This is a genomic window from Lactococcus sp. (assembly GCF_036648155.1).
Classification (GTDB): Bacteria; Bacillota; Bacilli; order Lactobacillales; family Streptococcaceae; genus Lactococcus; species Lactococcus cremoris.
This window is the reverse complement of record NZ_JAVXIY010000001.1, coordinates 161,840-183,642: the sequence shown is the minus strand read 5'-3', so window position 1 is coordinate 183,642 and position 21,803 is coordinate 161,840. Positions and strand designations below refer to the sequence as shown.

Here is a 21,803-nt window from a genome sequence, read left to right as displayed (position 1 = left end):
TTATTAAATAATTTCAGCAAACTTATTTGCATGCTTCATGAAAAACCAATAGCCAAAAACGAAAACGAAAACTGGTATAAGATATGGGAGGATAATAATCCAAGAATGATCCCAAAGTTGCCAAAGCGTTGGATTCGTATTATTACTAAAAGTTAAGATATAACGTAAATCTTGTATGATTTGAGCCATTGGATTAAGCATGAGAATTTTTGCAACAAATAGATGATGCGTAGAAATTTGTGTAACTGGATAGATGATTGGAGTTCCATAGAAACCAGCTTGCATAATCACTTCCCAAATTGGGCCTAAATCACGAAAATACACGAATAGGGTTGATAGAATAAAGGATAGACCTGTGGTAAATAAAATCAACTCAATCAGTAATGGAATAACAAAAATGACATTCCAACTAAAAGAAACACCATTGATAATTGCAAATCCCAAAACAACAATAAGAGAAATAATAAGATTAATCAAAGCGTTTATAACCACTGAGAAGATAATGACAGGTTTCGAAAAGTTAACTTTTCTTAACAAATCGACTCTACTAACAATAGATAACATCCCAACATTTGTCGCTTCACCAAAGAAATTCCAAACAGTGATCCCCAAGAGAAGCGCGACCGCAAAGTGAGGAGTATCCGCTCCAAATCTCATAAAACGTACAAAAACCAAATACATAATTACAAAAAGTAAAATCGGTTTCAAAACTGACCACAAGTATCCAATAACAGAACCTTGATATCTTAGTTTAAAATCAGTTTTCACAAGTTCTTTAAGTAGAATTTGATTTCTACGGCTGAAGAAATTCATTTATTTTTTCCTTTGTATGCAAATTTTGTGATGATAAGCGTGCGAAAGATTCTTGTATGATAATATTTATTTTTACGTAAATCATACTGTTTAAGAATTTGACGGCGCTTTGCTTTTGGTTGTTTTAAAATATTAACATAGGCGCACACCAGCGCTTTATCAGTTTCTGAAATTACTGACAGGTTTTCTGTCAGTAATTTTTGAGCTTGTTTTTGACTGGCTGTAATAAGCCACCAATATTTTTCAAACCATTGGTTAGGATGTAACCATTTTTTTATCCGTTTTGAAAGCGTCCTTGCTCCCAAAACATTAGAATCATGCTGACGATAAAGGTGTGTCGGCTGATCAATGTAAACCAGCTCACCTAAAGCAGTGGCAACAATTGCTAAATACCAATCGTGCATGATAATATCATTCGTTGTTTGCCAAAGCTTTGCAAGTTCATGATTAATCATACTCGCACCACCGGTGACCGTATTTTCTGTCAGTTCTTGGACAAGGCTTGTATTGGCATGGTCAGATTGACTACGAATCATTGATTCTGATGTGACATTTAAATCTTTATCCGTCACTTTCAAATCTGTGTAATACATGACTGGAATTGTATTATCGTGCTTCTTAGCTTCTTCTAACATTATTGTCAGTTTTTCTGGCAACCAATAATCATCTTGGTCAGCAAAAAAATAGAAATCAGCATCATTATTATTTATTACGAGTTCATGAAAAGATTTAATGACCCCAACATTTTCCGCTCGAATCAGTTTGATTCGGCTGTCATTATTAATAAAGTTTTCAATAATTTCGCAAGTTCCATCTTTTGAACCGTCATCACGAATTATTAAATTCCAATCAGTATATGTTTGTTTTTGAATACTTTCAATCTGCTCAGCGACGAACTTTTCGCCGTTGTAGGTTGACATTAATATATTAACTCTCATCTCCGCCTCTGGCTAGGTTCTCCATTTTCGTTTCAGACTCAGTCTTATCGGTAGAATTAGGAAAGAAAAGTTCCTCGTATTGGTCACAAATGTGTTCCCATGTATATTTTTCTTCGATGATTTCATGAGCTTTGTTTTGTAATCTTTGTCGTTCATCTCCTGTCAAATTTTCAACTTCCGACAGAGTGGTCAGTAAATTTTCTTTATCAAAATAAATGACAGAATCACCCGCTGTTGTTCGGTTAAAATTCACTCCCAAAACAACATTGACAGCTGTTGACCACATGGCTTCAAGCAATCCAGGGTTTGTCCCCCCAACTTCATGACCGTGTAAATAAGCAAATGCTTGTTCACGTATATATCTTAATTCATTTTGGTCATAGACCGTTCCGACAAATTTAATACGGGAATCTTTATCAAATTGTGTTTTTTCACGTAATTCTTCAAAGTAGGCATTTCCTTCATGATTTGTAATAATCACAAGGTCACGCGTCGTTTTGCTTTGCATGAAAGCTTTGATCAAAGTTTCATAATTATTTTCTGGCACAAAACGCCCAACAATCAGATAATAATCATTAACTCTATATTTTACCAGAGTTTCCGATTCTGTCAAATCTGACTTGAATTTTTCTGTCCCATAAGCAATTACTTCAGACTTAACTTGCCCGTATTCGCTAGTGAGATATTCTTTAATTCCTGTGTTATCCGAAATAATCAAATCCGCATAACGCACCATTTTTTTCTCAGCAAATTTCAGATAAGAACGCACTGGGGCCGCCCATTTTGTTCTTTTCCACTCTAATCCGTCAGGGTTAACGAACAATTTCCCGCCAAGTTTGTGAATTTTATTGGCATAATATCCAATAAAACCACCTGCCGTATTTCCAAGAATATAAAAAATCGGTGCTTCAATTTTTTCTTTTTTACAATATTTAAGCGCCGCATTAATAGCTAAAATATCATAAGCAATCACGCGAGCTGGTCCAATTTTGGGTACCTTAATAACAAAACAGTCTGCTCCAAGATAATCAAAATGTTCACCAGGTAGTGCCATGTCTGAATTCTCACTTTGACAAGCTACATGATATTTTATATTTTTATTATTTTGATGTTTGACGAGTTCTTCAACAAATGTCTCAAACCCTCCATATTTCGCTGGTAAGCCACGGCTACCAATGATAAAAACGTGTTTTTTCATGTTGTTCCTTTTACTCACTAAAATTTATTTAGTGAGTATTTCAGCCTCTCAAAATGAGAATTCTGTCAGTACTGACGAGCTTTTGCAGGTCGCTGACAGAATTTTCAATTACTTTATATTTAATGACAAAGTCATTATTTTTTACTAATCTCGCCTTTTAGCCCATCTTTATTTTCACGTAAATCGCCTTTTTCAAGCATACTTGCTAAAGCATCTTGCCATGTAGGAATGACAAAACCTGTCGCTTTTGCTTTTTCAAGACTCATTGTTGAATTAAATGGACGTTTGGCTTTTGCTGGGAATTTACTAGAATCTACAGGCTTAACAAGCACATCTGTATCTTTCAAAATTTCTTTGGCAAAATCAAACCAAGTCACGTCTTCGCCAGGTGCAGCATCATTTGTTAAATGATAAAAACCAAAGTCAGCTTTTTCATTAACTAAATAAACCATAAATTCAGCAAGCGTACGTGTCCATGTTGGACGACCATGTTGGTCATTAACAACGGTCAATTCAGGAAAACGAGTCGCCAAATTTTGCATTGTAAAGACAAAGTTTGGCCCATAAGACCCAAAAACCCAAGCAGTACGAACGATATAATGTTTTACACCAGAGGCAACAACAGCTTCTTCACCAAGGTGTTTTGTCCGTCCATATTCAGATTCAGGCGCTTTTGGTGCATCAACTGGCCATTCTTGACCAATTGGCAAAGTCCCACCAAAAACATAGTCTGTTGAAATATAAACGAGTGTCGCCCCGACACGTGCTGCCGCTTCGGCTACATTTTTAGTCCCATCGACATTGATTTTTTCATCAAGCTCGCGACCTTCATCTTCGGCTTTATCAACAGCTGTATAAGCTGCGCAGTGATAAACAAGTTCAGGTTTGTTTTTGTCAAAGAATGTATCAACCGCAACTTTATCAGTGATATCAAGTTCTTTGGCATCTGTAGCGGTGTAAACCATGCCACGTTCGTCAAGTAAATGACGCAACTCTGTTCCAAGCTGACCATTTCCACCTGTTATTAAAATCATTATTTCTTCCTTTTACTAGTATCATTTTATTTTTGCCAAAGTTTTACAATCTAACGGTCAAATGTAAAAGTTAATTTTATTTTTGAATCTATAGACTTGAACAAGGATTTATAATAACTTTTGGCTGAGTTCTCTATCTGAGAACCATATTGCTTCAGATACTTCTTTTGTTTAGAATCTGTTAAAGATTGTGTTACGAGCTTCCCCGTATCAATATCAGCAGTTGATGAACTCAATAATTCTCCCGTAGAATCATAAAGCTCATAAGGTTTTTTCGCGTCTAAGGATATCCCAATTATTTCATACTTAGGTATTTCGATATGATAGCTTTTTACTCCTGTAGACTCTATTTTTACAGCGTTTTTTATTCCCAACTTCGCATCATAATTTAAGATAATCAATGCCTTTTTTTCAGTTAATGGGACCCCAATATTCGTCCATGGAATTTTTGTATTATTTGTTTGTGTCTCGACTTCTTGAATCCCAACATTAAGAAAAACTTGTTCATTGACTTCTTTGATATATTTCACCATCGAAAAAACTTTTTTATCCTCAGACCGTAGAGCATGGCTCCGACCTAAAAAATAAAATAGAGTAAAGCCCAAAAAAAGAATTATCAAAAACCATGCGGGTACTTTATAGCCAAAGAATCTTTTCAATAAATGTTTTCTTTTATTTCTCTCCACAAGCACTCCTACTTATATCAAAACTTGCGTAAGACAAGTAATCCTAAAATCACTAATATTAACGCAATTACCGGATTCAAGAAAAACAGTACAAATCCCACTATTGCTAATATAATGAATAAACTTATTTTTTTCAATTTTTAATTACTTTTTGTGTTTCAGCATATTTTGCTTCAACAGCATCTTTTTCGGCTTTCCACCAGTTTTCGTTTTCACGATACCAGTCGATTGTTGCTTGCAAACCAGATTCAAAGTCAGTATGTTTTGGAGTCCAACCAAGTTCTGTACGCAATTTGCTATTGTCAATCGCATAACGAAGGTCATGGCCAGCACGGTCAGTTACACGGTCATAATCGTCCTTATCTTTGCCCATACGAGTCAAGATATCTTCAAGCACTTCTTTGTTATTTTTTTCGCCATCAGCACCGATGAGGTAAGTTTCACCCATCTGACCTTTAGTCAAAATTGCCCAAACACCTGATGAATGGTCTTCTGTATGAATCCAGTCACGCACGTTTTTACCATCACCATAAAGTTTTGGTTTAATTCCTGAAAGAATGTTAGTAATTTGACGAGGAATAAATTTTTCGATGTGTTGGAAAGGTCCATAGTTATTTGAACAATTTGAAATCGTTGCTTTAAGTCCAAATGAACGCACCCAAGCGCGAACAATCAAATCAGAAGCCGCTTTTGTTGAAGAGTAAGGGCTTGATGGATTGTAAGGTGTTTTGTCAGTAAATTTTTCACCTTCACCTTCGCCATGACCTGGCAAATCTTCACGATAAGGCAAATCACCATAAACTTCGTCAGTAGAAACATGGTGGAAACGTAAATCGTATTTACGAGCCGCTTGAATCAAAGTATAAGTTCCAATAAAGTTAGTTTGGATAAATTCATCTTGAGACTTAAGTGAATTATCATTATGAGATTCAGCCGCATAGTGAACAATTGCATCCGCTTTAGAAGCCACTTGATCAACAATTTCAGGGTCTGCAATGTCACCCACCACAAGTTCGACACGTCCGCTGTCAAACAACATATTAATGTTGTTGACATTCCCTGCATAAGTTAATTTATCCAACACTGTGATATGCACATCTGGATGATTGTTATAAACATAGTGTACAAAGTTTGAGCCAATAAATCCCGCTCCACCTGTCACAACGATATTTTTAAATTCAGTCATGTTATTTCCTTTTTGATAATATATTAGCAAATCTTGAAAATTAATCTACTCGATATTCTCTGACAAATTTTGCTTTTGGCACAGCTTTTAAATATTTTCCATTGAAGACTAAATAGTCACCAATAGGAACAGTCATTTTAAGCAAACCACCAACATTTTTTACTGACAGCGATTTATCATTCCAAGAAAAGCCTCCGTCAGTAAATGCCTGCTCAGCCCATTTCGGCCTGTCAGTATTTTTTTCAACTTGCCAAAATTCTAAACGTTTTTTAGTTCGTAAATGTAAAGCAAACATTAGAGTTCAGCAGCCTTTAAAGCTTTTACATCTTTCAAGAGTGGGTGATTTTTATCAGCTTCAGAAACTTCAGCATTTTCAACATCTTCCCACTTGATTCCCAAAGTTGGGTCAGCATAATTCACAAAAGCATACTTAGGTTTAAGTTCAAGTGCCCAGTAATCATTAACTAAATAGCTATAAGAAACTGTATCAGATAAAACTTGAAACCCGTTAGCCACGCCGCGTGGAACAAAAATTCCTTTACTTGCATCAATGACTGTTTGGTAAACATGACCAAAATTTTCGCCTTCACGTAAATCAACCCATGCGCCCAAAACAGAGCCACCATCAGCAACAGAAATATACTTATCCCAAGGTTCGGCATGAAGTCCACGCAAAACATTTTTACGAGAGAAACTTACATTATTTTGTAATTTTTCTTCTGCAAAGAAACTTTCCGGAAAGCCAAGGGGCATCATTTTTTCTTTTTGGAAATTTTCTTTAAACCAACCACGGTTATCACCGTGAACCGGAATATCAAATTCTAACATTCCTGGAATTTGGCTGATTTCACGTGCAGCCAATGTTTTTTCAAAAAATTTATCAGTCATTTTTTTCTTTCTAATCATTATTTTCAAAGTTTGTTAAAGAACAATACTAACTTCATTCGTCACTCATCTTTTTTGCTTTTGCATTTATGTGTGATTTTTGAATGTGTTCGAGCGTTAAGTTATTAGGTACATCTGGATGATGTTTTCGACAAAGAACATAAAGTCCATCAGCCGTACGATGAAGTCCAATCCGATGACAGCCTGGTGCATGGCATTTTAGTCTTCGCCAAACAACAGCGAAAACACCAAAAAGTGGCAGACAGCTGAAAAATCCGCCCCACCACGCCGACCAACCTGCATCAGTCACACCAGTAAACCATAAAAACCATTCCCAAATATTTTTTAGCATTGATTGTCCTCTTATACTTTGACAACTTTACTTTAATAATGACTTTTTAGTCTTTCCCAATCAAACGAAGTAAGTATTGACCATACTCATTTTTCTTGAGTGGCTGTGCCAATTCAAAAACATCCTCTTCTGTGATATATCCCATGCGATAAGCAATTTCTTCCAAGTTTGCCACTTGCATATTTTGCATCCGTTGAACTGTTTCAATATATTGTGCAGCTTCAAGAAGAGATTCGTGTGTTCCTGTATCCAACCAAGCAAAACCACGTCCCATCAATTCAACTGACAAATCGCCCCGTTCAAGATAAGCTTTATTCACATCAGTAATTTCAAGTTCACCACGAGGTGAAGGTTCAATATTTTTGGCAATTTCAATGACATCGTTATCATAGAAATATAAACCAGTAACCGCGTAATTTGATTTAGGTTCTTCTGGTTTTTCTTCAATAGAAACAGCATTCATATTTTTATCAAACTCAACAACACCAAAACGTTCTGGGTCTGGAACATGATATCCAAAAACAGTGGCACCTTTTTCTTTTGCAGCTGCATTTTGAAGCATTTTAGACATTCCAGGACCGTGATAAATGTTATCTCCCAAAATCAGCGCAACTGAATCGTCACCGATAAAGTCTTCTCCAATAATAAAGGCTTGAGCCAATCCATCTGGTGAAGGTTGAACAGCATATTGAAGATTGATACCAAATTCTGAACCATCTTGCAAGAGCTCTTTAAAACGTGGCGTATCTGTGGGTGTCGAAATAATCAAAATATCTTTAATTCCAGCCAACATCAAAGTTGACAATGGATAATAAATCATTGGTTTATCATAGATAGGCATCAGTTGTTTTGACGCAGCACGTGTCAGTGGGTAAAGTCGTGTTCCAGACCCTCCCGCTAAAATAATCCCTTTCATGAAAGGACCTCCATAATCATAATTAATCAATATACATTATAACACAAAAACTTTCTCAATACACAACCTTCTATGGCTATTTCGCGCTTAAAAGGTTGATAAATAAGCATTTCTAGGTCTTTTATTAAACAATAATGACAAGATTTTACCTATTAAATAAGAAAAGTCTCTAAATAAATAGAGACTGGCATATCTTATCTTCTTGGTTGAGCTACCAAAGCTGATTGGATGTTAAATTGACGTTTCAAGAGCCAACGTACTCCGAAAGCCACAGCCCCAACAATAACCAAGGCTACTGCAGGAAGTTGTAAATTGATTGAAGGTGGTAGAAGTCCAGAGAAAATCGTTACTGCAATCCAAAGGAGTACTGAAAGAGTCGTTGCTGCAAAACCTTTCCAGTTCCAACTTCTACGGCTGTTGTCAGCTTTAGGACGGTAAAAGTAACGATACATCATGTACATCACAAGTCCAGCAACTGCAGCTGAAAGAATTGTTGTAATCAATCCATAAACTGGTGCTTTAGAAGTAATAAGTGCGGTTACTCCATTTAAAAGAGAAATAAATCCTAAAAAGAGTAAGCTACTATCAAGCCACATCAAAACTGGATTTTCATTTTTTTCACTGACAGGTCTGTCAGCGACTTTAGGTTGATATTGAGAAACAAATTCAGTCGGTGCACCCAATAACTTACGAGCAATAATTCCTGATTTTTGACCTTCAATAATCTGTGGAAGAATATCATTCAAAATTTCTTTTACTTCTTCATCTGATTTTCCAACCAAAATCAACTGTTTCGTTACCGAATGAATGTATTCTTTATTTTTAGCAGTGAGTTCTTCGATTAAATTTTCCATAACCTCATTTTATCAGAAAGCCCGAAAAAAAACAGCAAAAAATGGACAAAAGCTTGATTTTTTTATTTGAAAAATGTTATAATCAACAAGTATGTTGTTTTTAAGCACATAAAAATCTAATTGGAGGTAAATATCATGTCTAAAGAATGTTATTTTACTGGTCGTAAGACTGTTTCAAGTAACAACCGTTCACACGCGATGAATCAAACTAAACGTGTAGTTAAACCAAATCTTCAAAAAGTTACAATTCTTGAAAACGGTGAACTCAAAACTGTCTGGGCTTCAGCTAAAGCTTTGAAGAAATTGCCAGCAGGCGTAGAACGCGTATAATTTTTGTTTTTTGCAAAACACAAAAATATCCTGTCATCTGATGGGGTTTTTTTATTTACTGACAGCTTTATCATTAAATAAAATCGTCACTACTAAATTCTGTCAGCGCTGACAAATGATAAATTTCAAAAAGCAGTTCATAAGAGCTGTTTTATTTTATAAAAGTATGATAAAATGAGTAATGATATTTAAATAATATGGAGGAAAGTGCCGTTTGTCAGTCAATTTTTATTTATTTACAAGTTTTGTAAATATATTGACGACGGTACAGCTATGAAAATGAGTGTTATTATCAACAACCAACATGGGAATGTCGATATTGCTACCGAAGTCATTGCAACAGTTGTAGGTGCTTCTACAACTGAAATTTTTGGCGTTGTCGGTATGACCAGCAAATCTGCTGTTAAAGATAATGTACGCAGCGTTTTGCGTCAAGAAAATTACTCTAAAGGAGTTGTCGTTACAACGGCTGACAATGAAACTTCTATTGATGTTTATGTTGTCATTTCTTATGGTGTAAAAATCAGCGAAGTTGCAAAAAATATTCAAGAACGTGTTCGCTTCAATCTCGAAAATCAACTTGGCATCACAGCCAGTAGCGTAAACGTCTATGTACAAAATGTGAAGGTGGTTGAGGATTAGTGTCAAATATCAATTCAAGTAAATTTCAAGAAATGGTTCAAGCAGCGGCAAGCCGCTTGAATGAACAAGCCGAATACGTTAACTCGCTTAATGTTTTCCCTGTTCCAGATGGAGACACGGGAACAAACATGGGCATGACCATTACTAACGGTGCCAAAGATGTCGCTTCTAAACCAGCTGAAACTGTTGGTGAAGTTGCTCAAATTCTTTCAAAAGGACTTCTTATGGGGGCTCGCGGGAATTCTGGTGTTATTTTAAGCCAACTTTTCCGTGGATTTGCTCAATATGTTAAAGATTATGAAGAAATTGACGGAATTCATCTTGCAGCTGCTCTTCAAAACGGGGTAGAAGTGGCCTACAAAGCCGTTATGAAACCTGTTGAAGGTACAATTTTAACCGTTTCTCGTGGTGCTGCTGAATTAGCAAAACGTAAAACTGACGAAACTGATGATGCTGTGGAAATTATGGAAGCAGCACTTGAAGGAGCCAAAAAAGCATTAGCAATGACTCCTGATATGCTTCCTGTTCTTAAAGAAGTTGGGGTTGTTGACTCTGGTGGTCAAGGTCTCGTTTATATTTACGAAGGCTTTTTGATGGCTCTTAATGGTGAATTCGTACCAGAAACACCTGTTGCCGAACTTGGGGCAATGGACCGAATGGTCAATGTTGAACACGAAAGTGTCGCCAACGCTTCAACAGCAGATATTAAATATGGTTACTGTACAGAAATCATGGTTGAATTAGGCAAAGGTCCAACTTCCCGTGAAAGTTATGACCATGATAACTTCCAAACTTATCTTGCAGGAATTGGGAATTCACTTCTTGTTGTTGATGATGAGGAAGTCGTTAAAGTCCACGTTCATACAGAAGATCCTGGTTTAGTTATGCAAGAAGGCCTTAAATACGGACGTCTTGTAAAAGTCAAAGTCGATAACATGCGTCTCCAAAACGAAGGCGTGGCTGAAAAAGAAGCGAAATCAACAAATGTTTCAACTTCTACTTCTAAAAAAGACTGGGGCTTGATTGCTATCGCTGCTGGTGAAGGTTTGGCTGATATTTTCCGTGAAATGGGTGTTAATCACGTTGTTTCAGGTGGTCAAACAATGAATCCATCAACCGAAGATATCTTGACTGCCATTGAAGCTGTTAATGCAGAAAAAGTAATCATTTTACCAAATAATAAAAACATCTTCATGGCCGCAAAATCTGCTGCCGAAGTTGCTGAAATTCCTGTTGAAGTGATTGAATCTGCAACAGTCCCTCAAGGATTTACAGCATTGTTGAGTTTTGACCCAACACGTTCAATTGAAGAAAATAAAGTGGCCATGACCAGTGCCCTTTCAGATGTTCAATCTGGTTCGGTTACAACAGCAATCCGTGATACAAATGTCGATGGCATTGAAATTCATAAAAAAGATACACTTGGAATGTTGAATAACAAAATTGTTGTGTCAACTAGAAAAATGAATGATGCTATCTTTGCTGTCTTCGATCAAATGATTGATGAAGATAGTGAGATTGTAGCAATTTATATTGGTGAAGAAGGCAAAAAAGCCAACGCTGAAAAAATTGCGAAAGAACTTGAGAAAAAATATCCTGAGATTGAAGTTGAAATCCATGATGGAAAACAACCTGTCTATCCATATCTCTTCTCAGTTGAATAAAATATAAAATAACAAAAATTCTGATGTCAAACATCAGAATTTTTCTTTTGCTTATAAAAAGTTACTGACAAAATACTTTTCGTTGTTTTGAGTTTCTGTCAGTAACTTTTTTATTTAATCAGCGGAATTATGAAAAATATTTTATATAATCTCCGTATCCTTCTGATTCTAATTGGTCAAAGGGGATAAAACGCAAAGCTGCAGAATTGATACAGTAACGTAAGCCCCCTTTATCTAAAGGTCCATCAGTAAAAACGTGACCCAAGTGGCTGTCAGCATTACTAGAACGAACTTCTGTACGCTCCATAAAAAGAGACTTATCTCGTTTTTCTTTGACCACTTTTTTGTCAATTGGTTGTGTAAAGGCCGGCCAGCCACATCCAGATTGATATTTATCAAGACTTGTAAACAGTGGTTCTCCACTGACAATATCAACATACAAGCCTTTTTCAAAGAAATCATCAAACTCATTAGTGAAAGGGGCTTCTGTTCCATTTTCTTGAGTAACACGATAAGCAAGCGGACTCAATTTCTTTTTAAGTTCTTCTTTTTTCATTAACTTTCCTTTCTTGTAAGTAATTATTGATTGTCAACCCTTTTGACATTGGTGTAAACTAAGTTGACAAATAGTTTACACTGCTGAGTTTTTCAGCGCAATCAAACCCTATAAAAATCAAAATCACTCTTTGAGTAAGCTACATAATATCAAAAAAATAGGCTTATTTCCATTGAAATCACTTATAAATCCATCCTTCTTTCCTTTTTTAAACTCTAAAATATAATGTTACTTTTCAGAAAATTATTGTATCGTACTTTAAATTTTGATATAATCATAAATGTAAAATGTACTTGACATTTTCTGTAATCATTTGATCCCAGGAGGTAAAATGAAAACTCTTAACAATACCCATATTGGGCAAATTTACTATATTCATAAAGTTATTGGCAAAAATCAAAGTAAATTACGTGATTTAGGCCTGATATCCGATAAAAAAATTACACTTATTTCTACTGATGGTGAAAATTCAATCATCAAAATTGACGAGATGCGTTTAGCATTAAGTTCTTCTTTTTTAGAACAAATTTTCGTTAAAGAAGAACGTTCTAGCGAAGAAATTATTGGCTTAGCTCATTTGCAAGTTGGCCAAACGGGTACTGTCCGTATGATAGACGCCACTTCTGATATACGCCGACGTTTAATGGATATGGGAATTACCCGAGGAACAAGCGTACATCTGCAAAAATTAGCCCCGCTTGGTGACCCACTTGAACTTCGACTTCGCGGATACGCTCTTTCTTTGAGAAAGACAGATGCCGAAAAAATCAAAGTTGTTCTCGAACAATAATCTTCAACTCAATCTATTTCACGTTAATTTTACTAATAACATCTTTCTTTAAAGTACATCTTTAGTAAATGATAACAGCCCTTAATAAGAAATTACAATAATATGAAAATAATTGCTCTACTCGGAAATCCAAATAGTGGAAAAACTAGCATTTTTAATCTTTTAACTGGTTCCAACCAGCAAGTAGGAAATTGGCCGGGCGTCACGGTTGAAAAAAAATCTGGAATCTACCGAAAAGATAAAAATGTTTGTATTCAAGATTTACCGGGTCTCTACTCCCTCTCTCCTTACTCGCTTGATGAGCAAGTCGCCAGAGATTTTTTGGTCAAAACCCCACCTGATGCTCTAATTAATATCGTTGATTCAACCAATCTGGAACGTTCTCTCTACTTAACTTTACAGTTGATGGAATTTGGAATTCCTATGGTACTCGCGCTCAATATGAGCGATTTATTAGAAAATCAGGGAAAGAAAATTGACCTCGAAAAACTTTCTTACAGTCTTGGTATTCCTGTCATTACAACCTCAGCTATTAAAAACAAAGGTTTAGATGAGGTCGTTAAAGCAGCACTCAGAAGTCCTGAAGTTCAACCTTTAGATTATGACCATCGTCTTGAAGGAGCCTTGTCAGAAATTAGCAAAGTCACTGGTTTTACAAATCGCTTTGAACAAATTAAAGTTTTTGAAGGAGACCAACTTTTACTGACAAAATTATCAGCAGAACAACTAGATGAAGTTGAGGAAATTGTCAGTATCACTGAAAAATTAATGACTGATGATCGAGAGTCCATTATTGTCAATGAACGCTACGACTTAATCGGTCACTTTGTTCAGCTTTCTGTCAGCCAAACTGAAACAGGCAAAGTCAATCTGACAGACCGAATCGACCAAATCATCACTCACAAATGGTTGGGACTTCCTATCTTTGTTTTTATCATGTGGCTAGTTTACTTTATTTCCATTCAAACTGTCGGAACAGCGGCAACTGATTGGCTTAATGATGTCTTTTTTGGTCAGTGGCTTCCTGACTTGATTGCCAATGGAATGAATGCTTTAGCGGTCACTCCTTGGGTTCAAGATTTAGTTTTGAATGGTGTAGTTGCAGGGATTGGTGCAATTTTAGGTTTCGTTCCTCAAATTTTTGTCCTCTTTTTACTTTTAGGAATCCTTGAAGATTCTGGATATATGGCTCGGGTGGCCTTTGTCATGGACCGTATCTTTAGAAGATTTGGGCTTTCGGGTAAGTCTTTTATACCGATGCTCATCGCTTCTGGCTGTGGTGTACCCGGAATTATGGCAACGAGAACCATTGAACAAGAACGGGACCGAAAAATTACGATTATGGTCACAACTTTCATGCCTTGTTCTGCAAAATTACCAATCATCGCCTTGGTTTCTGGTGCCTTCTTCCCCCATGCTTCTTGGGTCGCTCCAAGTGCTTATTTCCTAGGAATGTCCATGATTATTCTCTCTGGTATTATTTTGAAAAAAACGCGAATGTTTTCTGGAGATACCTCAGCTTTTATTATGGAACTTCCTACTTATCACTTACCTTATGCACTGACCGTTTTAAAATATGCTTTTGACCGTGCTTTTTCTTTTGTGAAGCGGGCCGGTACGATCATTTTTGCGATGAATGTTTTGATTTGGTTCACTTCTAATTATAATTGGACATTAGCCCATGTTGATGCTGGTCAGTCTATTCTTGCTGATATTGGTAAAGTTGTTGCAGTCGTCTTTGCTCCACTTGGTTTTGGAGAATGGCGTGCGACAGTTGCGACGATTACGGGATTAATCGCTAAAGAAACGATTGTCGGAACAATGGGTGTGCTTTTCGCTCATAATTCTAGCGACAGTCATCAACTTTGGTCGGCTGTTCAAGCAACTTATACTCCTCTTTCTGCTTATTCTTTATTGGTTTTCAATCTCCTTTGTGCGCCTTGTGTCGCTGCAATTTCAACCATTTATAAAGAAATGGGAGATGTCCGATGGACTTTACGTGCCGTTGGTTTCCAAACATTAGTCGCTTATAGTATGAGTTTCATCATTTACCAATTAGGCAGTTTTTTCAGCTCACAAAACTTTGATGTCCTTAGTTTAGTCGCTCTGCTTGTATTGTTGGTTGGTTTATATTTTATTTTCAGAAAGGGAAAGGATGTTTCCTATGAACTTAGCTAGTATCGTTATCTTGGCAATCATTCTCATCATTACTGGATTTGCCATCTTTAAAACTGTTCGCAGTAAAGGGGCATGTGAAGACTGTAATGTTAACACTTGTCCAGTTAAAGGAGCCGCAGCTCTGCCCACGTCTAATCAAGCTTCGACAAATAAAAAAACAGAGACAAAACACGACTGTTGTAATTAATAAATCACTGACAGAAGTTTTCCAAAGATGAGCCTATTCATCCGCTGAAGAACTATTATCTGTCAGTGTTTTTGTTTTCAATTTGCCTCTTTTAAAATACCGATAACTCTGTCAGTATTTTTTATTTTACGTCATAATTAATTGTCAGCTAATCCTTCGTTTCTAATTGACAATAAGAAAATTAAAAACTATAATCAAAACATAAATGCAATATTATGCAAGAAATGTCAAAGTTTTTTCAATAACACTCGTTGACAAATTTTTTAATATCAAAAGAGGATTTTCTATGAAAAAATATATTAGTGTCATTAGTGTTTTTGCTATTTGGCTCATCTACCTTTTAGGACTCAACCCCATTCTTGAAGTTTTTGGAATCATCAATTGGTTGCGTAGTCTTGGACTATTTGCCTCACTTACTTCCATCATTGTCCAAGAAATTCCAATTATTTTAATTTTACTTTTGCTTAATCATTTTTTCTGGCATCAAAAGCTTCTTTTTAAAGCATATAACTGGAAAAAATCCTTAGGAATGTTGGTGATTCCGCTATTAATGTTTGTTGCTGGATTAGTCACTGCTCTAAGTAAAAACGCACCTACCTCCTACATTTTTCTAGCTATCTGCGCCACTTTATTAATTGGTCTAGCTGAAGAATTAACCTTTCGGGGTTTGATTTTTGGACTTTTAGTTAGAAACTCTAAGAATAAAATTATTGCCCCCTTGTTTATTTCGAGTATTTTATTTGGACTGATGCATTTAGTCAACCTACGTCATCAGCCTTTAGATAACACTATCATTCAAGTCCTTGGAGTCATGGCTTTTGGTTTATTTGCCGCAGTTGTCTATATAAAAACAAGCAATCTACTCTTTGCAATATTCGTACATGCTATGAATGATTTCATGGCAATCATGGTCAGTTCTGGCAACCTCTCTTCACAGCAAACTAATCCTCTGACCATTTTATATGAATGGTTCATCTTTGGAATTTTAGCTTTTGCCTTATTCTACACTGGGTGGACCCAAAGAGAAAAATTTATTGCTGCTATCCAAAATCAAACGCCACAGCTTACAATTCGTAAACTACCTGCTCTAGCAGAAAACTCAGCTTTCCGAAAAATTTTTGCCTTACTTTCAATGCTTTATGGTCTACTGATTTTACCATCTATTCTACTTTTTTCAAAAACATCTGCTAATCCTGGTAACCGAGCCGAAATTGCTGATAAAGCACTCCCTATTTATCTCCTTTTTCTTTTGGCAATTGCGCTTTATGTTTTCTTAATTGTTTTCTTTGATTTTCATTTAGGAAATCTTTGTTGGTTACTATTCCCCTGTATCGGAGGGCCAATTTTCGCCTTGTTGACTCTGGTTAATGGTGCAAAACCTCTAAATAGGACATCAAAGATGAGTAAAAAAACTCCAATTAATTAATTGGAGTTTTTATTTAAAATCTAATCAGACTAATAAAGAGCAATAAAACCTGAACCAGTTGGAAAACCATTAGAATTTTGACGGAATAGATAAAAGTTTCTCTTTTAACTTGTTTTTGAAGATAAGGCTTTGCAAATTTTATCATTAAAGGAACAATCAATAAAATCAAAAGCATTATCGGAGAAAGTAATCCTAAAATTACTGATACAATAATAGCGATAAAAGACAAAATTAAAGCCAAAGTCCACCAAATGAGTGCTGCTTTTTTCCCAATATAATGCACGATTGTAAAACGATGATTGGCTTCATCTTCTTCTAAATCACAGGTGTTATTCGCTAACATGAGATTAGCGATAAGCAGTGTATTGGGTAAAGCAATCAAGAAGGTAGTCGCAAGATTAGCAAATGACCAAACAAAGGCCTGCGAACTATTAATATATACACAAATGAGAAAGATGATATAACCCATTGTTAAGCCTGAGAGAAGCTCACCCACAGGAAGGGACGACAAAGGTTTTGGGCCTCCTGCATAAAAGATTCCAACAACGTAACAAAGAAGACCTAGCCAAAAAACTGCCCAACCCGTCATCAATGCCACAATGATTCCTAATGCTAAACTTCCAAAAAAGAAAAAAGCAAGTAAGGCTTTAATTAAACCCATTGACAGGTTTTCACGACCAATAATATTTGTATTTTTTTGATAATCATTGGTATCCACCGCGTTATGATAATCATTATAATTATCCCAAATATCAACAAAACAGTTAAACATAAACATGGCAACAAAATAAATACTTAATGCTAATAAATTCAGTGAATGGTAATGGTAAAGCGAGTACGAAAGGCCCAGCAGAAACGGAAAGACCGAAGCCGTTTTAGCTTTTAGTTCAATAAGTTCAGCGAATGTTTTAAAATTCATTATTTCCTCTTTTAATGTGATTTATCGACTTTTTTGATTGATAGTTGAACTTTGAATCAGTGATAAACATGATTTTAAGATCTCATTCTATCATCTTTTAATATAAAACTTTCTACAAAAAAACTAGATATTTTTATCCAAACTTCGTCAGTTGACGACAACTTATAATAATTAAAAAACCTATCGGTGACAGGCTTTTAATAATTTCGCTCTAATAAAATCTGTGTCGCTTCTTCTAAAATTTGACGGTTAGGTGATTCTGGTAATTTTTTAATTTCGTTCAAGGCAAGTTCTGTCAGCCTTCCTGCAACAAGAAGTGAACCCGTTATTCCACCTAATTCTGTCACCAATTCTGCTAAATCTAAACATTCTTGTCTCGATAGTTTTTCTGGTGCTTCTAGATATGGAGCGATTGCTGCTTCATTAACTTCTCTAGCCAAAAGCAAGGGTAAGGTGTAAATCCCTTGACGAAAATCAGTTAAAATTGGTTTATCGGCTTCATCAAGCCCTACAGTGAAATTTAAAATATCATCGTAAACTTGAAAAGCTAGACCAATCGCTCGACCAATTTTCCGTGCCGAATGCTGTAGTTTCTTGTCACCACCTGCAAAATAAACACCTTCTAGGCAACTTAAACTGAGTAATTCAGCAGTTTTCCCACTGATAGCTTTCATGTAGCGGCGAGCCGTATTGTTTTTATCAAATGCAGACTGCATTTGAGTTAACTCCCCTTGAAGAATTCTTTTCATTGACTGAGCATTTTTAGCAACAAAACTCGTCCCATTCATCGTTTCAATCAGTAACTCAAAATAAACGGTATAAACAAAATCTCCAGCATAAACTGCCACATCTTTGCCAAATTGCGATTCTACTGATGGCATTCCACGACGTAGAGGTGAATCATCAATAATATCATCATGAATCAATGTTGCTGAGTGAAGCATTTCTAAGGAAGCAGCAATTTTGATTAGTTTCTCCTCATCTTTTGAGCCATTAGGAACAATACCAGCGAACAGCAAAAAAAGCGCAGGACGCACCATTTTCCCACCACGTGATGCAAATTTTTGCAGTGCTACTTCTATTTCTTGATTATTAATTTTTAAACGCTCAATCATGAGCGCTTGAACATCCTTTAATTTATTCTGAATTTCGGGATAATCCTGCCAAAATGTGAGCAATGTTTTTCTCTTTCCTCTCGATAATTCATTCATTTCTTTTGATAATTATTTATCAAATACTTTACTCTATTTTAGCAAAATAGACCAAATGTTGCGAACATAATGGCTTCTTTTCATAATCAAAAAAAGAAGTTCAGCTGAACCTCTTTTTTATCTGATTTCCATAATTTGACTTTGAGGAAGACGATAGCTTGGTTTTCCTTTGTCTTCTGAGTTTCCAAGTGGAATAATTAATTCTGGACGGTAGCGTTTTTCAACTTCTAAAAGTTCATTCACTCTTTGAGTCCGATTAAAGCCCATGATGATATTACTTTCATATCCGTAATTTTTAATAGCCAAAACGAGATTCATTGTAACTAGACCAATATTGATTGAAAGGTAATTACTCTCATGAAGTTCTTCAAAACCTTCATACATTTGTGGATAGCGACTATTGAAACGCAAAAGTTGTTCATCGTCCAATTCACCAGCACCTACTCTTGCAATCTCCCGAGAACGCTCAACCAAATCTGTATCGCTGAAAAGGACAATGACCGCTCCTGCTTCTTTGATTTGTTCATGATTCCCAGGGTCCACTTCTGTCAGTAAAGCTTCACGTTTTTCTTTTGATTCAACAATGACAAAGTGCCAACTTTGAATATTGTGTGCTGAAGGTGCAAGGCTTGCCGCCGAGATGATTTGTTTAACATCAACTGTGGGAATTTTTTTTCCATCAAATGTTTTTACTTTGTGCCGAGATTTATTAAGCTTTACGTAATCCATGATACTCCTCTATTTCTCTTATAGGATGCAGCTGAATAGTCGCTATGAAATTGGTCTAAGCAATTTCTAAGTCTAGTAGAGCAGACACCTGTTTTCTTTTACTTGTCTATATTTTAGCAAATTTTTGTAACTTTTGCATAGCATATTTATTCATTGTTCTTATTTTTTATTAAAAATTAAGCTATTTCCGAAATATTTTACTGACAGAACTGTCAGTAAAAAAACTGCTTGGTCAGCAGTTTTTTCTTAGGCTAATTTGGCCTTATTTTTCTTAATTTGTTTTGATCTTAATTGTCCACAAGCCGCATCAATATCTGTTCCATGTTCTTGACGAACGACACAGTTAATCCCATTTTTCTTCAAAACATCATAGAATTTTGCAGTATTATCTTTTGTTGAACGTTCATACTTGATATGTTCAGCAACTGGATTATAAGGAATCAAGTTGACATAAGACAATTTATTACGGGGTTTAATTAAATCTGCCAGCTGTTGCGCGATTTCAGGGCTGTCATTTTCACCAGACAACATAATGTACTCATAAGTCACCCGTCGATTGGTCGTTTCTGTATAATAATCAATCGCCTCAAAGAGTTTTTCAAGAGGAGCATTACGAGTAATTCGCATCAATGAAGTACGCAATTCATTATTTGGAGCATGAAGTGAAATAGCTAGATTGATTTGAAGGTTTTCATGAGCAAATTCTTTGATTTTTGCTGGCATAAATCCACAAGTAGAAACAGTAATATGACGAGCACCGATAGCAAGTCCATTATCATCATTAATCACACGTAAAAAGTTCATCAAATGTTCATAATTATCAAAGGGTTCACCAATTCCCATCACAACAACATGCGAAACACGTTCGTCTAAACCACGTTCATCAAAATACTTTTGTACAAGCATGATTTGACTAACGATTTCACCGGCTGTTACATCGCGTTCTTTTTTCAAAATTCCAGAAGCACAGAAGGTACAGCCCATATTGCAGCCCACTTGAGTGGTGACACAGACAGACAAACCATAAGATTGGCGCATTAAAACTGTTTCAATCATCACTTTATCAGGAAGCATAAAGAGGTATTTAACTGTTCCGTCAGCAGACTCTTGCACAACCACTTGTTCCAATGGATTCAAAATGAAAGCTTCATTAAGTTTATCAATAAATACCGCTGATAAGTTGCTCATTTCTTCAAAAGATTGAACACGTTTGCGGTAAAGCCAATCCCAAACTTGTGTTGCTCGGAATTTCTTTTCACCATTTTCAATGGCCCATTCGATTAATTGATCACGTGTCAATCCATAGATAGACGGACGTGTTTCTGTTGTTATATTCTCTGTCATTATTTTCCTTATCGTTATGTAGAATTCTAATTGTGAACATTTTCATATCCCTTGAATACACAATCAAAACTACTTTATATTCGTCTAATTATTTTCAATTCCAAATGTTTAAGGAATCCATAAATGTTAATTCTACGATAATTTTTAATCTTTGACAAGTTCACTGACCGTCAAATAACTTTTACAAAGCTTTAGTCTTTCTTCCGATTACGAATAACAAAACCTTGATTTCCTTGATTTTTAGACTCTGTTTGTTCAACTTTTTTCCGTGGATTCCGTTTTTTCATTGTAAATTTTTTATCAGATTCTTTGGAAGAAGTAGCTCTTTTATTAACTGCTTTGTTAGCTCGTCCTTCTTGCGATTTCTTGCTGAGCGGCTTATTTATCTTTTTGTCAGTTGGTTTTGCTTTTCTGTCAGCAGATTTATCACGAATTTTAAAATCTTTCCGAGCTTCTGAGGCGTTTTCTGAACGTTTCTCATCTTTAGAATTCACATTTTGCTCATCACGGGCTCGATTTCGATTTCGATTTCTTTTTCGACGTGGCTTATCTAAACCTTGTTTTAATTCTTTTTCGGTAAAAAGTTTTTCAGAAACAAAAGCTTCGTCCCTTGTCCGAATTCGACGTAAGACAAAGTAAGCACAACCATAATTACAATACTCATTGATATAATCTTCAAGATGGTCAATTTTATTATCTGCTAACATTTTTTTGCGACTCGTTGAGAAAAAACCTTTTAAACGTAATTGTTCAAAGCCCCAATCTCCAACGATATAATCATATTTATCTAAAACATCAGAAAAACGTTGCTCCAATTTTTCCGCGTCAAAAGCCTCTCGATAATTATGAACAATGTGAAAAGTTCGTTTTCCAACTTGAACGACTTCTCCTGATGCCATAACATGTTCCCCAGGGTACTTGTTATAATTTAATTTAGTTTCATCTATTACTTTAGCCATTAATTT

24 protein-coding genes are annotated in these 21,803 nt (G+C 35.8%); 7 read left to right on the top strand and 17 right to left on the bottom strand.

From position 1 onward, the window contains the following. Positions 1-3: 3 nt before the first annotated feature. The 11 genes from RSC39_RS00975 to RSC39_RS00925 all read right to left on the bottom strand — a co-directional run bounded on the left by RSC39_RS00975 (position 4) and on the right by RSC39_RS00925 (position 8,862). Positions 4-813 carry an ABC transporter permease gene (locus tag RSC39_RS00975; protein ID WP_063282006.1) on the bottom strand — a complete coding sequence of 270 codons (810 nt, stop codon included), beginning with the start codon at positions 811-813 and terminating at the stop codon, positions 4-6. Further along, entirely contained in the window at positions 810-1,751 is a 942-nt protein-coding gene (locus tag RSC39_RS00970) for a glycosyltransferase family 2 protein (protein WP_332534431.1), read from the bottom strand. The genes RSC39_RS00975 and RSC39_RS00970 overlap by 4 nt, the downstream gene beginning before the upstream one ends. Further along, positions 1,741-2,949: a glycosyltransferase family 1 protein gene (locus tag RSC39_RS00965; RefSeq protein WP_332534430.1), complete on the bottom strand. Its 1,209-nt coding sequence runs from the start codon at positions 2,947-2,949 to the stop codon at positions 1,741-1,743. Before RSC39_RS00965 ends, RSC39_RS00970 begins: the two co-directional genes overlap by 11 nt. A 134-nt stretch (positions 2,950-3,083) precedes the next feature. Beyond that, positions 3,084-3,983: a dTDP-4-dehydrorhamnose reductase gene (gene rfbD / locus RSC39_RS00960; protein WP_332534428.1), complete on the bottom strand. Its 900-nt coding sequence runs from the start codon at positions 3,981-3,983 to the stop codon at positions 3,084-3,086. A gap of 50 nt (positions 3,984-4,033) precedes the next feature. Next, entirely contained in the window at positions 4,034-4,516 is a 483-nt protein-coding gene (locus RSC39_RS00955; RefSeq protein ID WP_231105835.1) for a DUF4230 domain-containing protein, read from the bottom strand. A 286-nt stretch (positions 4,517-4,802) separates the two neighbouring features. Continuing rightward, positions 4,803-5,855, bottom strand: a complete 1,053-nt coding sequence (gene rfbB, locus RSC39_RS00950) for a dTDP-glucose 4,6-dehydratase (RefSeq protein WP_332534424.1) — start codon at positions 5,853-5,855, stop codon at positions 4,803-4,805. A gap of 40 nt (positions 5,856-5,895) precedes the next feature. Continuing rightward, on the bottom strand, positions 5,896-6,150 hold the full coding sequence (locus tag RSC39_RS00945) for a hypothetical protein (protein WP_332534422.1): 255 nt from the start codon (positions 6,148-6,150) through the stop codon (positions 5,896-5,898). Continuing rightward, positions 6,150-6,743 (bottom strand): dTDP-4-dehydrorhamnose 3,5-epimerase family protein, encoded by a 594-nt coding sequence (locus RSC39_RS00940; RefSeq protein ID WP_332534420.1) that lies wholly within the window; start codon positions 6,741-6,743, stop codon positions 6,150-6,152. Before RSC39_RS00940 ends, RSC39_RS00945 begins: the two co-directional genes overlap by 1 nt. Before the next feature lie 52 nt (positions 6,744-6,795). After that, complete coding sequence (locus RSC39_RS00935; RefSeq protein WP_063282014.1) at positions 6,796-7,092, bottom strand: hypothetical protein; 297 nt, start codon at positions 7,090-7,092, stop codon at positions 6,796-6,798. 46 nt (positions 7,093-7,138) lie between these two features. Next, a complete protein-coding gene (gene rfbA, locus RSC39_RS00930; RefSeq protein ID WP_332534417.1) occupies positions 7,139-8,008 on the bottom strand; it encodes a glucose-1-phosphate thymidylyltransferase RfbA in 870 nt (289 codons plus the stop codon). A 194-nt stretch (positions 8,009-8,202) separates the two neighbouring features. Beyond that, positions 8,203-8,862 carry a DUF1129 domain-containing protein gene (locus tag RSC39_RS00925; RefSeq protein ID WP_332534415.1) on the bottom strand — a complete coding sequence of 220 codons (660 nt, stop codon included), beginning with the start codon at positions 8,860-8,862 and terminating at the stop codon, positions 8,203-8,205. Between the two features lie 135 nt (positions 8,863-8,997). Between RSC39_RS00925 and rpmB the strand changes: the two genes are divergently transcribed. From rpmB to RSC39_RS00910, 3 genes are all read left to right on the top strand, one after another. Then, positions 8,998-9,192, top strand: a complete 195-nt coding sequence (gene rpmB / locus RSC39_RS00920; RefSeq protein ID WP_003129776.1) for a 50S ribosomal protein L28 — start codon at positions 8,998-9,000, stop codon at positions 9,190-9,192. A gap of 279 nt (positions 9,193-9,471) precedes the next feature. Beyond that, positions 9,472-9,834 carry an Asp23/Gls24 family envelope stress response protein gene (locus RSC39_RS00915; RefSeq protein ID WP_041167504.1) on the top strand — a complete coding sequence of 121 codons (363 nt, stop codon included), beginning with the start codon at positions 9,472-9,474 and terminating at the stop codon, positions 9,832-9,834. Beyond that, positions 9,834-11,498 (top strand): DAK2 domain-containing protein, encoded by a 1,665-nt coding sequence (locus RSC39_RS00910; RefSeq protein WP_332534413.1) that lies wholly within the window; start codon positions 9,834-9,836, stop codon positions 11,496-11,498. Before RSC39_RS00915 ends, RSC39_RS00910 begins: the two co-directional genes overlap by 1 nt. Positions 11,499-11,625: 127 nt before the next feature. On the opposite strand, the gene msrB is transcribed toward RSC39_RS00910, so the two are convergent. Then, a complete protein-coding gene (gene msrB / locus RSC39_RS00905; RefSeq protein ID WP_014571906.1) occupies positions 11,626-12,054 on the bottom strand; it encodes a peptide-methionine (R)-S-oxide reductase MsrB in 429 nt (142 codons plus the stop codon). Between the two features lie 331 nt (positions 12,055-12,385). Here msrB and RSC39_RS00900 point away from each other — a divergent pair, with 331 nt between their 5' ends. The 4 genes from RSC39_RS00900 (at position 12,386) to RSC39_RS00885 (ending at position 16,635) form a co-directional block, all read left to right on the top strand. Continuing rightward, complete coding sequence (locus RSC39_RS00900; RefSeq protein WP_332534410.1) at positions 12,386-12,844, top strand: ferrous iron transport protein A; 459 nt, start codon at positions 12,386-12,388, stop codon at positions 12,842-12,844. Positions 12,845-12,946: 102 nt separating this feature from the next. Further along, on the top strand, positions 12,947-15,022 hold the full coding sequence (feoB, locus tag RSC39_RS00895; RefSeq protein WP_332534408.1) for a ferrous iron transport protein B: 2,076 nt from the start codon (positions 12,947-12,949) through the stop codon (positions 15,020-15,022). Next, positions 15,009-15,209, top strand: coding sequence for a hypothetical protein (locus RSC39_RS00890; RefSeq protein WP_063282020.1), 201 nt, complete (start codon positions 15,009-15,011; stop codon positions 15,207-15,209). The genes feoB and RSC39_RS00890 overlap by 14 nt, the downstream gene beginning before the upstream one ends. Before the next feature lie 286 nt (positions 15,210-15,495). Further along, the gene (locus tag RSC39_RS00885) at positions 15,496-16,635 is read left to right on the top strand and encodes a type II CAAX endopeptidase family protein (RefSeq protein ID WP_063282021.1); all 1,140 of its coding nucleotides are present in this window, start codon (positions 15,496-15,498) and stop codon (positions 16,633-16,635) included. Between the two features lie 13 nt (positions 16,636-16,648). Here the strand turns inward: RSC39_RS00885 and RSC39_RS00880 are convergent, their stop codons facing one another. The 5 genes from RSC39_RS00880 to RSC39_RS00860 all read right to left on the bottom strand — a co-directional run bounded on the left by RSC39_RS00880 (position 16,649) and on the right by RSC39_RS00860 (position 21,797). Continuing rightward, positions 16,649-17,554, bottom strand: coding sequence for a prenyltransferase (locus RSC39_RS00880; protein WP_332534404.1), 906 nt, complete (start codon positions 17,552-17,554; stop codon positions 16,649-16,651). A 197-nt stretch (positions 17,555-17,751) separates the two neighbouring features. Continuing rightward, positions 17,752-18,732, bottom strand: a complete 981-nt coding sequence (locus RSC39_RS00875; protein ID WP_011675241.1) for a polyprenyl synthetase family protein — start codon at positions 18,730-18,732, stop codon at positions 17,752-17,754. Positions 18,733-18,882: 150 nt separating this feature from the next. After that, the gene (locus RSC39_RS00870) at positions 18,883-19,494 is read right to left on the bottom strand and encodes a nitroreductase family protein (protein WP_043737122.1); all 612 of its coding nucleotides are present in this window, start codon (positions 19,492-19,494) and stop codon (positions 18,883-18,885) included. 246 nt (positions 19,495-19,740) lie between these two features. Beyond that, the gene (gene rlmN, locus RSC39_RS00865; protein ID WP_011675239.1) at positions 19,741-20,838 is read right to left on the bottom strand and encodes a 23S rRNA (adenine(2503)-C(2))-methyltransferase RlmN; all 1,098 of its coding nucleotides are present in this window, start codon (positions 20,836-20,838) and stop codon (positions 19,741-19,743) included. A gap of 191 nt (positions 20,839-21,029) precedes the next feature. Further along, positions 21,030-21,797, bottom strand: a complete 768-nt coding sequence (locus tag RSC39_RS00860) for a YutD family protein (RefSeq protein WP_332534401.1) — start codon at positions 21,795-21,797, stop codon at positions 21,030-21,032. Positions 21,798-21,803: the final 6 nt, after the last annotated feature.

Excerpts from the sequence above, each read along its gene's own strand:
- feoB (WP_332534408.1), top strand. The coding sequence starts at position 12,947 with ATGAAAATAATTGCTCTACTCGGAAATCCAAATAGTGGAAAAACTAGC.
- rfbA (WP_332534417.1), bottom strand. The coding sequence starts at position 8,008 with ATGAAAGGGATTATTTTAGCGGGAGGGTCTGGAACACGACTTTACCCA.
- RSC39_RS00880 (WP_332534404.1), bottom strand. The coding sequence starts at position 17,554 with ATGAATTTTAAAACATTCGCTGAACTTATTGAACTAAAAGCTAAAACG.
- RSC39_RS00975 (WP_063282006.1), bottom strand. The coding sequence starts at position 813 with ATGAATTTCTTCAGCCGTAGAAATCAAATTCTACTTAAAGAACTTGTG.
- RSC39_RS00965 (WP_332534430.1), bottom strand. The coding sequence starts at position 2,949 with ATGAAAAAACACGTTTTTATCATTGGTAGCCGTGGCTTACCAGCGAAA.
- RSC39_RS00860 (WP_332534401.1), bottom strand. The coding sequence starts at position 21,797 with ATGGCTAAAGTAATAGATGAAACTAAATTAAATTATAACAAGTACCCT.
- RSC39_RS00925 (WP_332534415.1), bottom strand. The coding sequence starts at position 8,862 with ATGGAAAATTTAATCGAAGAACTCACTGCTAAAAATAAAGAATACATT.
- RSC39_RS00915 (WP_041167504.1), top strand. The coding sequence starts at position 9,472 with ATGAGTGTTATTATCAACAACCAACATGGGAATGTCGATATTGCTACC.
- RSC39_RS00935 (WP_063282014.1), bottom strand. The coding sequence starts at position 7,092 with ATGCTAAAAAATATTTGGGAATGGTTTTTATGGTTTACTGGTGTGACT.
- msrB (WP_014571906.1), bottom strand. The coding sequence starts at position 12,054 with ATGAAAAAAGAAGAACTTAAAAAGAAATTGAGTCCGCTTGCTTATCGT.
- rfbB (WP_332534424.1), bottom strand. The coding sequence starts at position 5,855 with ATGACTGAATTTAAAAATATCGTTGTGACAGGTGGAGCGGGATTTATT.
- rlmN (WP_011675239.1), bottom strand. The coding sequence starts at position 20,838 with ATGACAGAGAATATAACAACAGAAACACGTCCGTCTATCTATGGATTG.
- RSC39_RS00890 (WP_063282020.1), top strand. The coding sequence starts at position 15,009 with ATGAACTTAGCTAGTATCGTTATCTTGGCAATCATTCTCATCATTACT.
- RSC39_RS00955 (WP_231105835.1), bottom strand. The coding sequence starts at position 4,516 with ATGGTGAAATATATCAAAGAAGTCAATGAACAAGTTTTTCTTAATGTT.
- RSC39_RS00885 (WP_063282021.1), top strand. The coding sequence starts at position 15,496 with ATGAAAAAATATATTAGTGTCATTAGTGTTTTTGCTATTTGGCTCATC.
- RSC39_RS00970 (WP_332534431.1), bottom strand. The coding sequence starts at position 1,751 with ATGAGAGTTAATATATTAATGTCAACCTACAACGGCGAAAAGTTCGTC.
- RSC39_RS00945 (WP_332534422.1), bottom strand. The coding sequence starts at position 6,150 with ATGTTTGCTTTACATTTACGAACTAAAAAACGTTTAGAATTTTGGCAA.
- RSC39_RS00940 (WP_332534420.1), bottom strand. The coding sequence starts at position 6,743 with ATGACTGATAAATTTTTTGAAAAAACATTGGCTGCACGTGAAATCAGC.
- RSC39_RS00870 (WP_043737122.1), bottom strand. The coding sequence starts at position 19,494 with ATGGATTACGTAAAGCTTAATAAATCTCGGCACAAAGTAAAAACATTT.
- rpmB (WP_003129776.1), top strand. The coding sequence starts at position 8,998 with ATGTCTAAAGAATGTTATTTTACTGGTCGTAAGACTGTTTCAAGTAAC.
- RSC39_RS00900 (WP_332534410.1), top strand. The coding sequence starts at position 12,386 with ATGAAAACTCTTAACAATACCCATATTGGGCAAATTTACTATATTCAT.
- rfbD (WP_332534428.1), bottom strand. The coding sequence starts at position 3,983 with ATGATTTTAATAACAGGTGGAAATGGTCAGCTTGGAACAGAGTTGCGT.